The sequence below is a fragment of the Streptomyces javensis genome (assembly GCF_039525925.1).
Classification (GTDB): Bacteria; Actinomycetota; Actinomycetes; order Streptomycetales; family Streptomycetaceae; genus Streptomyces; species Streptomyces asiaticus.
Genome location: NZ_BAAAIF010000044.1, coordinates 33,623 through 47,564, shown reverse-complemented (window position 1 = coordinate 47,564; position 13,942 = coordinate 33,623). Strand labels below are relative to the sequence as shown.

The window sequence follows — 13,942 nt, the reverse complement described above, 5'->3', positions numbered from 1 at the left end:
GGTGGCGGTGGGTACGGCGCGGCCGTGGCGGCGGCGCGGGGCCGCCTGCCTTACGGCGGTGGCGTTTCGGTGGGCGGCCGTGTCGCGCATGGTGGCGCCCCGGGGGACGGCCGAGGGGCCGGCGGGGGCAGGCCGGAGGGCCGCGTGCCTTACGGCGGTGTCTCGGCGAACGGCCGGTGGGCTCACGGCGGCGCCTCGTCGCACGGCCGAGGGGCTCGTGGCGGCTCACCGGAGGGCCGCGTGCCTTACGGCGGTGGCGTTTCGGTGGGCGGCCGTGTCGCTCATGGTGGCGCCCCGGCGGACGGCCGAGGGGCTCGCGGGGGCAGGCCGGAGGGCCGCGTGCCTTACGGTGCCGTTCCGGCGGATGACCGTGGGGCTCATGGCCGGGCCACTCCGCACGGCCGTGGGCCGGACAGTGCCCACACGGCCCACGTGCCCTCCCGCCGGTACCCCGTCTCCGTCGAGCTGGCCTCCCTCACCCCTGCCGTGATCCGTCAGGGCGGCGAGCTGCGGATCAGTGGGCGGGTGACCAATACCTCCGGGCGGCGGGTCGGGGCCGCGCGGATCGGGGTGCGGATCGGGGCCTCCGGGGCGATCGACACCCGGGGCGGGCTCGCCACCGTGGCCCGTCGTACCCCCCTGACCCGGGCCGACGGCCCCGAGGTGGCCGACCGCACGGCCCGTCTCGCCCCGCTGCCGACCGGCGCCGAGCGCGGCTTCCGGCTCACCGTGCCCGTGCCCGACCTGGGGCTGGACGGCGCCGGGGCGTACGCGCTGACCGTGCATGTCCTCGGCGCGGACGGCGCGGGCGCCGGGACCGTGCTCGGGCTGACCCGCACCCATCTGTCCGCGTATCCCGACGCCACCCGGCTGGAGCCGCTGCGCACCACCGTGCTGTGGCCGGTGCTGGACACCCCGCGGATGGAGGCGCTGACCCTGCGCACGCAGGACAGCGTGCTGCCGGTCTTCCGCGACGATCAGCTGACGGCCGCCTTCGGACCGGGCGGGCGGCTGCGGCGGCTGGTGGAGATGGGCAGGGGGCAGCCGGTCACCTGGGTGCTCGATCCGGATCTGATCGTCCAGGCGCGGGCCATGGTCGCGGGCTACCGGGTGGCCCGTACCCCCGGTGACACCGATCCGCGGCAGGCCACCGAGGGGGAGGGCGGTGAGGCGGCGGCGGGCTGGCTGGCCGCGCTCCGGGCGGCGGTCCGGGGCCGGGAGGTGATCGCGCTGCCGTACGCGGACCCCGATCTGGCCTCGCTCGCGCGTGGCGGCGGCACCCCGCTCGCCGGGCTGCTGCGCCGGGCCTCGCGCACCGGCCGGGCGGTGGTGGACCGGGCGCTGGGCGTCCACGCGCGCGCTGGTGTGGGCTGGCCCGCGGGCGGCGAGCTGGACGACGGGATCGCCCGGTACGCCAAGGGGCTCGGCCTGGACACGGTGCTCGCCTCGGGCGCCGGGGTGGCCTCCGCCGGTGAGCTGGTCTCGGAAGGGGCCACGGACGACGGCGCGGTCTCGCTCAAGGGCGGCACGACCGCGCTGCGCTACGACGCGGCGATCGCGTCCCAGCTCTTCGCGAGCCACCCGGCCTCGGGCGCCTCCGGCGCGCCCGCCCGGCTGCTGCTGCGTCAGCGGGTGCTCGCCGAGACCCTTACGGCCGCGCGGGAGCTGCCGTACGCCCGCCGCGAGCTGGTGATCGTGCCGCCGCGCCGGATGCCGCTCGCGGTCGGACGGGTGCTACTCACGGTGGTGGCCGAGGGCCGTAAGGCGGGCTGGCTGGAGCCGGCCGGGTTCGCGGACGCGCTGCGCAAGCCCACGGCGGGGCGGCTGCGCGGCTTCGACGGCTATCCGCTGGCGCGCCACGCCTCCGAGCTGCCGCCCTCCCGGCTCGCGGCGGTGGTCCGGGACCGGCTGCGGATGCGCGCCCTGGCCAAGGTGCTGTCGGACGCGCGGGCCACCGCCGCGTCCGTACGGGCCGCGCTGGCCCGCTCCGTGGCGACCGCCTGGCGCGCCGACCCGGCGGGTGCGGCCTCGTACCAGCGGGGGGTGTCCCGCTATCTGACCGCCTCGATCGCGTCGGTGCGGCTGGTGCCGAAGTCCACGGTGGTGGTGGCCGGGGGCTCGGCGACCATCCCGGTCACCGTCGACAACGGCCTCCAGCAGGACCTCACCGGGGTGGAGCTCAGGGTCCTCTCCAGCCGCCCCGAGCGGCTGACCGCCCGGGACCGCGCGATGCCGGTCCAGGCGTCGCGCGCGGTGAGCCGCACGGTGCGGATGCGGGTGGAGGCGTACGCGAACGGACCGGTGCGGCTGACCGCCCAGCTCTACACCACCGCCGACGGCAGACCCTGGGGCGCGCCGATGACGTTCACGGCGGATGTGCGGTCGGTGCCGTCGGGAGCTGTGATCTTCGTGCTGGGCGGGACGGCGCTGATCGTGCTGGCGGTCGCGTTCCGACTGCGGCGTACGCGGAGCCGATGAGGGCGTACGCGGACGCGGTGACGGCGGGGCGCCGACCCGGTGAGGGCGGGGCGCCGACCCGGTGCGGGGCGTACGCCGACCCGGTGACCGGCGGGGCGCGAAGCGAGGACGAGACATCCGAACCCGAGCCGCGCGGCTCAGAGCCGGTGCGCCGTCCCCGCCGGTCCCACCCCCCGGGTGTCCAGCAGCAGCTGGGCCTTCACCGACAGCCCCTGGAGGTCGTAGGTGCGGTGCGGCTGGAGCAGGACGGTCAGGTCGGCGTCGGCCGCCGCCTCGTACACCGAGTCGGCGCGCGCCACCTCGCGCCCCAGCACCCGCCAGCGCGTGACGTACGGATCGTGGTAGCTGAGCCGGGCGCCCAGCTCGATCAGCCGGGAGGCGATCTCCCGCGCGGGCGAGCCCTCCGCGTCGGCGACGTCGGCCTTGTAGCCGACGCCCAGCAGCAGTACGTGCGCCCCGCGCGCCGACTTCCCGTACTCGTTGAGCAGCGCCGTGCAGCGGCGCGTGACATAGCCCGGCATCCGCCCGTTGACCTGCTGTGCGAGCTCCACCATGCGCAGCGGGATGCCCAGGCCGCGCTGCGGGTCGGCCATATGCCCGTGGTCGACCGGCACGCCGTGGCCGCCGACGCCGGGGCCGGGGCGGAAGGACTGGAAGCCGAACGGCTTGGTCTCGGCGCAGCGCACCACGTCCCACACATCGACGCCGAGGTCATGGCAGTACACCGCCATCTCATTGACCAGGGCGATGTTGACGTGCCGGTAGTTGGTCTCCAGGACCTTGACCGTCTCGGCCTCGCGCGTGCCACGGGCCCGGACGACCTTCTCGGTGAAGCGCCCGTAGAAGGCGGCGGCCGCCTCGGTGCAGGCGGGGGTGAGGCCGCCGATGACCTTGGGGGTGTTGGCGGGGCCGTGGGCGCGGTTGCCCGGGTCGTGGCGGCAGGGGGAGTAGGCGAGGTGGAAGTCGCGCCCGGCCCGCAGCCCGGATCCCTCCTCGAGGAGCGGACGGAGGAATTCCTCGGTGGTGCCGGGGTACACGGTCGATTCCAGCAGAACGGTGGTGTGCGGGCGCAGCCTCGCCGCGAGCGTACGGGCCGCCTCGCCGACCGCCGACAGATCCAGTCTGCGGTCGTCCCCGAGCGGGGTCGGGACGCAGATCACAGCGGTGCGGACGCGGCCGAGCTCGGCGGGGTCGGCGGTGATCCGGAAGCCCTGGGAGGCCATCCGGCGCAGCTCGGCGGCGGAGAGCAGGCCCTCGCCCGAGCCGGCGGGCAGCCGTCCGGCCCGGAGGTCGTGGGCCGCGCGCGGATCGGGGTCGTAGCCGACGGTGCGGACGCCGGCGGCGGTGGCCGCCCGGGCGAGAGGAATACCGAGATGACCGAGTCCGATGACGGCGAGATCTGCGGGCATGACGTCGTGCCGTCCTTCCCGGGACGATGTCGGATGGCGCAAAGGCAGACTAAGCGGAAATATGACTCGTATTCAGTATTGGTGAGGGGTGTTGACACGGTGTCGCGTCGATGGCCGGAGCAGCGGCATGGCACGGAGGGGAGAAAGCCAGGAAAATCGGCAGGGCGGCGTGGCGTCGATCACAACGGGAGGCAGCGGTGAAAACACCGGCACTGGGACCGGCCGAGCGCGGCGAGGCGCTGGCCCGGATGGCGGACCGTGAGCTCGATGTGCTGGTCGTGGGCGGCGGAGTGGTCGGCGCGGGCACCGCGCTCGACGCCGCGACGCGGGGCCTGGAGACCGGTCTGGTCGAGTCGCGCGACTGGGCCTCCGGGACCTCCAGCCGGTCCAGCAAGCTGATCCACGGTGGGCTGCGCTATCTGGAGATGCTGGACTTCGCACTGGTGCGCGAGGCGCTGAAGGAGCGCGGTCTGCTGCTGGAGCGGATCGCCCCGCACCTGGTCAAGCCCGTGCCGTTCCTGTATCCGCTGAAGCATCGGGTCTGGGAGCGGTTCTACGCGGGCTCGGGCGTCGCGCTCTACGACGCCATGTCGATCTCCTCCGGACACGGCCGCGGACTGCCCGCCCACCGCCATCTGAGCCGCGGCCGGGCGCTGCGCGTGGCCCCCTGCCTCAAGAAGGACGCGCTGGTCGGGGCGTTGCAGTACTACGACGCCCAGATGGACGACGCCCGCTATGTCACCACGCTCGTGCGCACGGCGGCGGAGTACGGCGCCCATGTGGCCAACCGCGCGCGGGTGGTCGGCTTCCTGCGGGAGGGCGAGCGCGTGGTCGGCGCCCGGGTGCACGACCTGGAGCAGGGCGGCGAGTTCGAGGTCCGCGCCCGGCAGGTGGTCAACGCCACCGGGGTGTGGACCGACGAGACCCAGGCGCTGATCGGGGAGCGCGGCCAGTTCCACGTCCGGGCCTCCAAGGGCATCCACCTGGTGGTCCCCAAGGACCGCATCCACTCTACGACCGGGCTGATCCTGCGCACCGAGAAGAGCGTGCTGTTCGTGATCCCCTGGGGCAGGCACTGGATCATCGGCACCACGGACACCGACTGGGACCTGGACAAGGCCCATCCGGCCGCCTCCAGCGCCGATATCGACTATCTGCTGGAGCATGTCAACGAGGTCCTCGCGGTGCCGCTGACCCGCGACGACGTGGAGGGCGTCTACGCCGGGCTGCGCCCGCTGCTGGCCGGGGAGTCGGACGCCACCAGCAAGCTCTCCCGCGAGCACACCGTCGCCCATCCGGTGCCGGGCCTGGTGGTGGTCGCGGGCGGCAAGTACACCACGTACCGGGTGATGGCCAAGGACGCCGTGGACGAGGCGGTGCACGGCCTCGACCGCCGGGTCGGGCCCTGTGTCACCGAGGAGATCCCGCTGGTCGGCGCCGTCGGTTACAAGGCGCTGTGGAATGCCCGGGAGCGGATCGGCCGGCAGCACGGGCTGCACGCGGCGCGGATCGAGCATCTGCTCAACCGCTACGGCTCGGCGGCGCAGGAGGTGCTGGACCTGATCGCGGCCGACGCCTCGCTGGGGAAGCCGCTGACCGGGGCGGAGGACTATCTGCGCGCCGAAGTCTCTTACGCCGCCTCGCACGAGGGGGCCCGCCATCTGGACGACGTCCTCACCCGCCGCACCCGCATCTCGATCGAGACCTTCGACCGCGGTACGCGCTGCGCCCGCGAGGTGGCCGAGCTGATGGGGCCGGTGCTGGGCTGGGCCGAGGACCAGCTCGACCGGGAGGTCCAGCGCTACGAGAAGCGGGTGGAGGCGGAGCGCGAGTCGCAGCGTCAGCCGGACGATCTGACGGCGGACGCGGCCCGGCTGGGCGCGCCGGACATCATCCCGCTGTAGGAGGCTCCAGGAGGAGGTCGCGTGTCCTACCGGCGAGGACAGAACTCGGCTTCGAGCAGGGACGTTTCGGCGGTCAGCCCCGAGCCGGCCGTGCTGTTGAGCCGGTAGGCGAGGCTGTGCCGGCCGTCGGGGGCGGTCACGGCCAGCGCGTACGAGCCGTTGATCTCGCCGTTGTGGCCCCACAGCGTCACCCCGCACGCCAGCCGCACCGGGAACAGCCCCATGCCGTACCGGCCGTCGGAGGCGGAGGTGTTCCGCATCTGCCGCAGCTCGGCCCGGGGCACGACCTTGCCGCGCAGCAGACCGGGGAGGAGGCGGGTCAGATCGCCGAGCGTGGAGATCAGCTCCCCCGCGGCCCCCGCCGAGGACGGGTTGAGATCGGTGACATCGCGTCGGGCGCCGCCGTCCCCGGCCCCGCCGTCCCGCGTGTACGCGCGGCCGTGCGGGTCCGGGAGGGTGGTGCGGGTGCCCGGGAAGGAGGTGCCGTGCAGTCGCAGCGGGGTGATCACGTCGCGCCGGGCCTCGGTCGCGTAGGAGTGGCCGGTGACCCGCTGGACGACCATGCCCAGCAGCACGTAGTTGGTGTTGGAGTAGCGCCAGCCGGCCCCGGGCGCGAAGTCCGGGCGGTGCGCGACGGCGGTCCGCACCAGGGAGGCGGGGGTGCGGGTGCGGTCGGCCGCGGCGGACAGCTGACGCGCCAGCACCGGGTCCGCGGTGTAGTCGAACAGCCCGCTGGTCTGGTTCAGCAGCTGACGGATCGTGATGGTCCGGCCGTCGTTGCCCTGGCCGCGCACCAGCCCCGGGAGGTGCTCATCCACCGTGTCGCCGAGGCCGAGCCGCCCCTGGGCGGCAAGACGCAGCGTCACCGCCGCGATGACGGTCTTGGTGAGGCTGCCCGCCCGGAAGTGGTCGTTCCGGTGGATTCGGCGTCCGCTGCGGACGTCCGCGACCCCCGAGGCGAGATAGCGCGTGCCGCCGCCCTCCCGGCGGATGAGCACCGCGGCTCCCGGTGCGTCGCCCTGGGCCGCCAGCCGCCGTACGGCGGCGCGCAGGACACCGTCACGCCCGCCCTCGGCGCCCGGGCTCGCGTTCGCCCGCGGGGCCGCGTCCTGACCCGGTTCCGTGGCCGCCGCGCCGCAGCCGGACAGGACGAGCGCGAGGGCGGCCGTGAGCGCCGCGGCGGTCGGCATACGGCTCCGCCTGTGCCATCGTATGGCGGAGATGGGCATGACACGGACCTCCGTTTCCTGCGTACTTCCAGATGGTCGCAGGTACCGCGGTGGCCGCCACGCCGCGCCCCGGACCCGGGGCGGTTCCGGGTCCGCGGATGAGAGACAATGGACGCTCTCCCAGGGTGGGTTCAGGGTGGGTAGATTTGCAGAGGGGTCGCATGTCGGAGGCTGAGAAGACGCAGGGTTCGACTGGGCGCCTCCTCGCCGGGCGGTACCGGCTCGGGGAGATCCTCGGTCAGGGCGGCATGGGCACGGTCTGGCGTGCGAGTGACCAGACCCTCGGCCGTACGGTCGCGGTCAAGGAGCTGCGCTTCCCGTCCAGTGTGGAGGAGGACGAGAAGAGACGGCTCATCACCCGTACGCTGCGCGAGGCGAAGGCGATCGCCCGGATCCGCAGCAACGGGGCCGTCACCGTCTACGACGTGGTCGACGAGGACGACCGCCCGTGGATCGTCATGGAGCTCATCGAGGGCCGCTCCCTCGCCGACGTCGTCCGCGACGACGGCCCGCTGACCCCCAAGCGCGCCGCCGAGGTCGGGCTCGCCGTCCTCGACGTGCTGCGCGCCGCCCACCAGTCGGGCATCCTGCACCGCGATGTGAAGCCCTCCAACGTGCTGATCTCGGACGACGGCCGGGTCGTCCTCACCGACTTCGGCATCGCCCAGGTCGAGGGCGACCCCTCGGTGACCTCGACCGGCATGCTCGTCGGCGCGCCCTCCTACATCTCCCCCGAGCGGGCCCGCGGCCAGAAGCCCGGCCCGCCGGCCGACCTGTGGTCGCTGGGCGGGCTGCTGTACGCGGCGGTGGAGGGCGTGCCGCCGTACGACAAGAGCACGGCCATAGCGACCCTGACGGCCGTGATGACCGAGCCGGTGGAGCCGCCGAAGAACGCGGGCCCGCTGGAGGAGGTCATCTACGGCCTGCTCACCAAGGACCCGGACCGGCGGCTCGACGACGCCGGGGCGCGGGCGCTGCTCGAGCATGTGGTGAACGGGCCCGAGGTCACCAAGGCCCCCGCCGACGCGACCCGCACGATGAGCCTGCCGCCCGCCCCGTCGAAGGAGGACGAGGCCGCCGCCGGGGCCAAGGAGAAGGCCGCCGCGGAGCGCAGGCGCGGCGCGCTGAAGTCGGTGCGCAACGCGGCCGCGGCGGCGGCCGCGAAGAAGTCGGCGGTCGCGAAGAAGCCGGGGGACGAGAGCGAGGCGGAGCCGGAGTCGGCGTCGGCGTCGGGCGCGAAGTCCGGTGCGAAGTCCGGGGCCGCGGGCTCCGGGGCGGCGGGCTCCAGGTCGGACGCCGCGACCCCCGAGGCCGCGCCCACCCCGCGGCCCTCCCTGCCGCCGCGTGCCTCGATCACCGATGTGGTCCCCAAGCGCACGCTGATCATCATCGCGGTGGTCGTGGTGCTCGCCATCGTGGCCACCGTGCTCGCCGTCGTCCTGAACGACGGCGGGGACGGCGGCGACAAGGCCAAGGGCTCCTCCGGCGGCGACAAGTCCACCTCCGCCGGGACCTCGGGCGGCTCCAAGGAGGACCAGGGCAAGGACACCGACAAGACCGGCCAGTCGGGGGGCGAGTCGCCGAAGCCGGGGACTTCCGGCGGCAAGCAGAGCGATCAGCCGGACGCCTCCAAGGATTCGGACGACAACTCCGGCAAGGGCGGCGGAAGCGGCGACAACAGCGGTAAGGGCAAGGGCGACGGCGGTAAGGGCGGCCTGCCCGACGGCTACAAGACCGTCAAGAGCTCCGACTTCCCGTTCAGCATGGCCATGCCGGAGGGCTGGTCGGTCCACTCCGGAAGCTATTCCGGAAGCCGTAAGTACTACGGCGGGTCCAGCATTCCGCGTATTCAGATCGACTTCACCAACGCGCCGAAGTCTGACGCGGAGGCGGACTGGCGCAAGGGCGAGGAGAACGCCCGCCGCACCATGTCCGGCTACAAGGGCCTCGGCATCAAGTCGGTGGACTGGCGGGGCTATCCGACCGTCGCGGACTGGGAGTTCGAGCGGAACCAGGACGGCAAGCGGGTCCGGGTGCTCAACCGCGGCTTCAAGGCGGACGGCAGCCATGGCTTCGCCATACTGATCACCTGCGAGGCGAGCAAGTGGGACGACAAGGAGTGCGCCACCCTGCGGCAGACCGCCTTTGACACGTTCAAGATTACGGACTGAACACTCCTGTCGGCGAAGCGTCGTTCGGGCACGTATCGTGAGAGGCCCTAGACTGTGCGCAGCCGCAGGAACCCGCCAAAACGACCATATTTGAAGGGTTTCAGGCTGCGCTGACCGCTGATGAGGGCGGCGTTGGTCGCGCGCTTGGGGAGGCGTCGTGGAGGAGTACGCGGGCCGGGTGCTGGCCGACCGCTATCGCCTGCCCCTGCCGCCCGCCGACGAGTACGAACTCGTCGAGACCCGCGCCTTCGACACCTACAGCGGACAGGAAGTCCATCTGCGGCAGATACCGCTGCCCGAGGTCGTCGACGCGGAAGTCGTCGACGACGGCGCGCGGTGGGGCGGTGGGCCGTCGGGGCGCAACGGCACGTTCGCCGGTGCCGGGCGTACGGCCCGGGGCGGCGGCGACCCGGCCGTCCGGCGCGCCATCGCCGCGGCGACATCCGCCGCGCAGATCCCCGACCATCCCCGGCTCGGCCAGGTCTTCCATGTCTTCGCGGAGGCCGGAAGCCTGTGGATCGTCAGCGAACTGGTCTCCGGCCGCCCGCTGGCCGCGCTGCTCGCTGAGGGCACGCTGTCCCCGCACCGCGCCGCCGAGGTCGCCAACGACATCCTCACGGCGCTGCGCGCCCTGCACGCGCACGGCTGGGTCCACCGCAACATCACCGCCCGTACGGTGCTGTTGTGCGATGACGGGCGCGCGATGCTCACGGGGCTGGCGGCGGGTGCGGCGGAGGAGGCGCTGTGCGGCTACGACCCCGTTCCGGCGCCCGTGTCCTCGCCCGCCGTGTCCGCCCCTGAGGATGACCCGTCGGCTGACGTCCCGGGCTCCCGGCCGCCGGGCCCGGCCGGTTCCGGCGACCACCCGGACCCGGCCGCGCAGGATCCGGCCGCGCAGGGCCCTGCCGAGCCGGGGGACGAAGGGCGCGCCGCCATCCCCGGGGCCCGTACGGCCGAGGGCGGCGAGGCACGGCCGCACGGCGGCCCGCGCTACCACGACCAGGGCACCGGGGGAGGCTTCCTGCCGCCGGGCCGCCCTTACGGTGGCCATGAACCCGCGGGTGCGGCGCGGCCCGGGGAACCCGCGGGCGCGACCTGGCAGGACACCGACGGCCGGGAACACGGCGGCCAGGGCACATCGCCGGGGCTGCCCGAGCCACGGTCGCCTTACGGTGACCATGGCGACCACGGCGACCACGGCGACCACGGGGCGATGGAGGCGAGCCCGGGGCCTGGTGCGGGAGGTTCGGACGCGGGCGGTGCGGCGGGCGTGCGCCCGGGCGCGGGCGCCGGTGGTCCGGTGAGGTCCCGCCCCGGTGGTCCGGTGTACCGGGACCAGGTGACGTTCGGTCCGGGGACCGGTGGGCCCGTGGCGCCTTACCGGGACCAGGCGGCAGCCGGTGGGCTGCCCGGGCCGCGGCGGGCCGGGCAGCCGGGGCAGCCGGGGGGCCGGGAGGACGAACGGGGCGGCGTCGGCGCCGATGCGCCGAACGCGGCCGCGCGGGCGGCGCGGGCCAGCGCCATCGCTGCCTACGCGGCGGGCGCGCGCGCCGCCGCACGCGCCAACGTCGACGCGGCCACCCGCTCCCCGCACGCCCCCGAGCCCACCCCGACGCCCGCCCCGACGCCCACCCCCGAGCCCGACCCGGAGCCGGTGACCGGCGGCGCCCGCTGGCCCGGTCGGCCGGAGGCCCCGGAGAGCGCCCAACCGTCCGCCTCCGAAGGCCCGTCCGCCCCCGAAGGCGGCTCCTGGGACTCCGGCGGAGCCACCGGCGGCGGCCCCGCCACCGCGCTCGCCGCCGAACGCGCCCGCCAGGCCCGTATCGTCGTGGTCGGCGCCGTCACCGAGCGATGGGCGCCCGAGCAGGCGGGCCCGGTCCATGAGAACTGGCGGCTGGCGCCCCCGGTCGGCCCCGCCGCCGATCTGTGGGCGCTCGGCGCGCTGTTGTTCCGCGCGGTGCAGGGCCATGCCCCGTACCCGGAGGAGAGCGCCGCCGAGCTGGTGCAGATGGTCTGTGGGGAGGCGCCCGCGTACGCGGAGGAGTGCGGTCCGCTGCGCCCCGTCGTCGAGTCGCTGATGCGCCAGGACCCCACCGAGCGCCCGGACTTCGAGGAGCTGCGCGGCTGGCTGCGGTCCCTGATCCGGTCGGCGCCCGAGCCGGACGTCGGCATCAGCACGGTCACGGTGCCCTCGCTCGGCTCCGGTGGTGCGTCCGACCCCCGGCGGCTGCCGATCGTCCGCAGGCGGGGCTGGCTGGTGCGCAGGGGCCGGGGCCGCCGCCCGGCCGCGGCGGCCGACGCGCCGGTGGGCCATGCGCGGCACCGGCGGGACAAGCGCGAGAAGCGGGAGCGGAGGGAGCCCCGGGAGACCAGGCAGGCTCCTCCGGCGCCCCCCACCCAGCGCAAGCCGCGCAGGCTGGGGCGGATGCTGCTGCTCCTGATCCTGCTGGGGCTGGCGGCCGCGGTGCTCTACGCGACGATGTTCATGCCGCGCTCCAAGGACGACGGCGGCCAGGAGCGGACCGGCTCGGCCGGTACGCCCAGCGCGGCGCCGCACGACCCCGCGGACGGCGACGAGGGCGACGGCGACAAGGGCGACGGCGACAAGGGCGACGGCGACGAGGGGGAGGCCGGAAAGCCGTCCGACCCCGGCGACCAGGAGCCGCAGTCCACCGATCCGGCCGGGCTGGCGAAGGGCTTCGCGGTCCGTAAGGACCCCAAGGGCTTCAAGGTCGCCGTCCACGAGGGCTGGACCCGCCGGGGCGAGAACGGCCGCGGCCAGATCCGCTACATCGGCGGCGACTTCGAGCTGGTGGTCGTGGCCGGGCGGGACAAGATGTCCGAGTTCGGCGGCGACCCGATGGCGTACCAGCAGGACCGCGAGGCCGAACTGTCCGCCTACCGCGGCTCCTCCTGGGCCTCGTCCTCCGGGCTGCGGCGGATCGACGTCGGCCGTACGGCGATGGCGGAGGGCGCGTTCACCTGGCGCGACAGCAGCGGGCGGAATGTGTACGCGCGCAACCTCGCGATGCTGATCGACGGCCGCTACCACGTGGTCCTGGTCATCGGCCCGTCCGATGAGCGCCGGGCGGTCAACCAGTACTTCGACCAGGCCACGGCCACGTACAGCACCACCAACGGCTAGCTCCTACGCGGCTCCCGCCGCGAACCGCTCCCGCAGCCGGTACTTGAGCACCTTCCGCAGCGTCTCGTTGCGCGGCAGGGCGTCCACCACTTCGAGCCGCTCCGGCAGCTTGTGCACCGACAGCCCTGCCTCCCGCAGATACGACACGACCTGGGCGAGCGTCAGCGCCTCGGCCCCGGCCGGCTGCTCCACGACGGCGCAGACCAGTTCGCCCCGGTCCGGGTCGGGCAGGCCGATCACCGCCACATCGTCCACGTCCGGGTGCTGGTACAGCAGTTGCTCGATCTCCTTGGCCGAGATGTTCTCGCCCTTGCGGATGATGATGTCCTTGACGCGGCCGGTCAGCACCAGATGGCCGCTCTCCGTAAGGTGGCCGAGATCGCCGGTGAGGAAGAAGCCGTCCGCGTCGAACGCCTTACGGGTCTCGGCCTCGTCCAGATATCCGGCGCAGACCGCCTCGCCGCGCAGCCGCACCTGACCGTCCACCACCCGGATCTCCATCTCCTTGGGCGGCCTGCCCTCGGTGGTGGCGAGGTTCTCGTCCGTGTCGTCCGGCGCCCCCATGGTGATCATGGGGACTTCGGTCATCCCGTAGCCGTGGGTGAGGGTGCAGCCCAGCTCCCGTACGACCTCGTAGTAGAGCCCGGGCGGTTTGGGGGCGCCGCCGCCCGCGAGGAGCCGCAGGGTGGGGATGAGCCGGCGCGAGGGGTCCTTGCGCTGCTCGGCCAGGAACATCGAGTAGAAGGCGGTGCTGCCGCCCGCGACCGTCACCCCGTGCCGCCGGTAGGCGGGCAGCGACTCCGGCAGTGAGAAATGCTCGAGCAGCACCGCCGGGAAGCCGTAGAGCAGCAGCATCACGGTGTAGTCGGGCCCCGCGACATGGGCGTACGGGAAGGCCATGGACCCGACGTCGTCCGGGCCGAGCCGCAGCGCGTGGGCCAGGCAGGCACCGGCGGCGATGAGGCTGCGGTCGGTGTGCAGCACGCCCTTGGGGTCGGAGGTGGTGCCCGAGGTCCAGTAGATCCAGCGGACGGCCCGTCCGTCGGAGGGCGGTGGCGGCAGCCGCGGCGCCTTGGGGTCGGCCACCGGCAGCGTGTCGTACGCCTCGAAGACCATCGGCGGCTCGGGCAGTTCGGCGGCCAGCCGGTGCGCCATCGCGGTGTGGTCGAAGCCGCGCCACCGGCCGGGCACGGCGAAGAACCGCGCCCCGGAGGCGCGGAGCGCGAACCGCACCTCGCGGTCGCGGTAGTACGGGATGAGCGGGGTCTGGACGGCGCCGAGCCGGGCGAGCGCCATGGTCAGCACGACCGTCTCGATCCGGGTGGGCAGCTGCCAGGCGACCCGGCTCCCGGGGCGTATCCCCAGCCGGTACAGCCCGGCGGCGGTCCGCTCGGCGCGGGTGCGCAGGGCGCCGAAGGTCAGCCGCCGGTCATGGCGGGCGGAGGCGGCGGCCTGGAGCAGGACGGGGGCGTCGGGGGTGAGGGCGGCGCGGCGCTCGAGCAGTTCCCACAGCGTCGCCGAGCCGCCGAGCTCATGCGCGATGTCGGTCATCCCGGCCTCGGTCATCCCGGCCTCCCGTGGGACGGTAGCTGACGGCCCATCAGAT

Annotated in this window: 8 protein-coding genes; 4 read left to right on the top strand and 4 right to left on the bottom strand. The window is 74.3% G+C overall.

Annotated features, from left to right (window positions below):
- Window positions 1–225 precede the first annotated feature (225 nt).
- Window positions 226–381 (bottom strand): hypothetical protein, encoded by a 156-nt coding sequence (locus ABD329_RS31310; RefSeq protein WP_344317239.1) that lies wholly within the window; start codon window positions 379–381, stop codon window positions 226–228.
- Between the two features lie 51 nt (window positions 382–432).
- Between ABD329_RS31310 and ABD329_RS31305 the strand changes: the two genes are divergently transcribed.
- The gene (locus ABD329_RS31305; RefSeq protein ID WP_344317238.1) at window positions 433–2,478 is read left to right on the top strand and encodes a DUF6049 family protein; all 2,046 of its coding nucleotides are present in this window, start codon (window positions 433–435) and stop codon (window positions 2,476–2,478) included.
- A gap of 137 nt (window positions 2,479–2,615) precedes the next feature.
- On the opposite strand, the gene ABD329_RS31300 is transcribed toward ABD329_RS31305, so the two are convergent.
- The gene (locus tag ABD329_RS31300) at window positions 2,616–3,887 is read right to left on the bottom strand and encodes a nucleotide sugar dehydrogenase (RefSeq protein ID WP_198276505.1); all 1,272 of its coding nucleotides are present in this window, start codon (window positions 3,885–3,887) and stop codon (window positions 2,616–2,618) included.
- 197 nt (window positions 3,888–4,084) lie between these two features.
- Here ABD329_RS31300 and ABD329_RS31295 point away from each other — a divergent pair, with 197 nt between their 5' ends.
- Window positions 4,085–5,791 carry a glycerol-3-phosphate dehydrogenase/oxidase gene (locus ABD329_RS31295; RefSeq protein WP_198276504.1) on the top strand — a complete coding sequence of 569 codons (1,707 nt, stop codon included), beginning with the start codon at window positions 4,085–4,087 and terminating at the stop codon, window positions 5,789–5,791.
- Between the two features lie 26 nt (window positions 5,792–5,817).
- Here the strand turns inward: ABD329_RS31295 and ABD329_RS31290 are convergent, their stop codons facing one another.
- Entirely contained in the window at window positions 5,818–6,981 is a 1,164-nt protein-coding gene (locus tag ABD329_RS31290; RefSeq protein ID WP_246618369.1) for a serine hydrolase domain-containing protein, read from the bottom strand.
- 200 nt (window positions 6,982–7,181) lie between these two features.
- Here ABD329_RS31290 and ABD329_RS31285 point away from each other — a divergent pair, with 200 nt between their 5' ends.
- Both ABD329_RS31285 and ABD329_RS31280 read left to right on the top strand, forming a co-directional pair.
- Window positions 7,182–9,191 carry a serine/threonine-protein kinase gene (locus ABD329_RS31285; protein WP_198276502.1) on the top strand — a complete coding sequence of 670 codons (2,010 nt, stop codon included), beginning with the start codon at window positions 7,182–7,184 and terminating at the stop codon, window positions 9,189–9,191.
- A gap of 157 nt (window positions 9,192–9,348) precedes the next feature.
- The gene (locus ABD329_RS31280; protein WP_344317237.1) at window positions 9,349–12,336 is read left to right on the top strand and encodes a protein kinase domain-containing protein; all 2,988 of its coding nucleotides are present in this window, start codon (window positions 9,349–9,351) and stop codon (window positions 12,334–12,336) included.
- A 3-nt stretch (window positions 12,337–12,339) separates the two neighbouring features.
- Here the strand turns inward: ABD329_RS31280 and ABD329_RS31275 are convergent, their stop codons facing one another.
- Window positions 12,340–13,887, bottom strand: a complete 1,548-nt coding sequence (locus ABD329_RS31275) for an AMP-binding protein (protein WP_425574402.1) — start codon at window positions 13,885–13,887, stop codon at window positions 12,340–12,342.
- Window positions 13,888–13,942: the final 55 nt, after the last annotated feature.

Bases quoted from the DNA above. Each gene is read 5' to 3' on its own strand.
- ABD329_RS31310 (WP_344317239.1), bottom strand. From the start codon at position 381: ATGAGCCCCACGGTCATCCGCCGGAACGGCACCGTAAGGCACGCGGCC.
- ABD329_RS31300 (WP_198276505.1), bottom strand. From the start codon at position 3,887: ATGCCCGCAGATCTCGCCGTCATCGGACTCGGTCATCTCGGTATTCCT.
- ABD329_RS31290 (WP_246618369.1), bottom strand. From the start codon at position 6,981: ATGCCGACCGCCGCGGCGCTCACGGCCGCCCTCGCGCTCGTCCTGTCC.
- ABD329_RS31285 (WP_198276502.1), top strand. From the start codon at position 7,182: ATGTCGGAGGCTGAGAAGACGCAGGGTTCGACTGGGCGCCTCCTCGCC.
- ABD329_RS31275 (WP_425574402.1), bottom strand. From the start codon at position 13,887: ATGACCGACATCGCGCATGAGCTCGGCGGCTCGGCGACGCTGTGGGAA.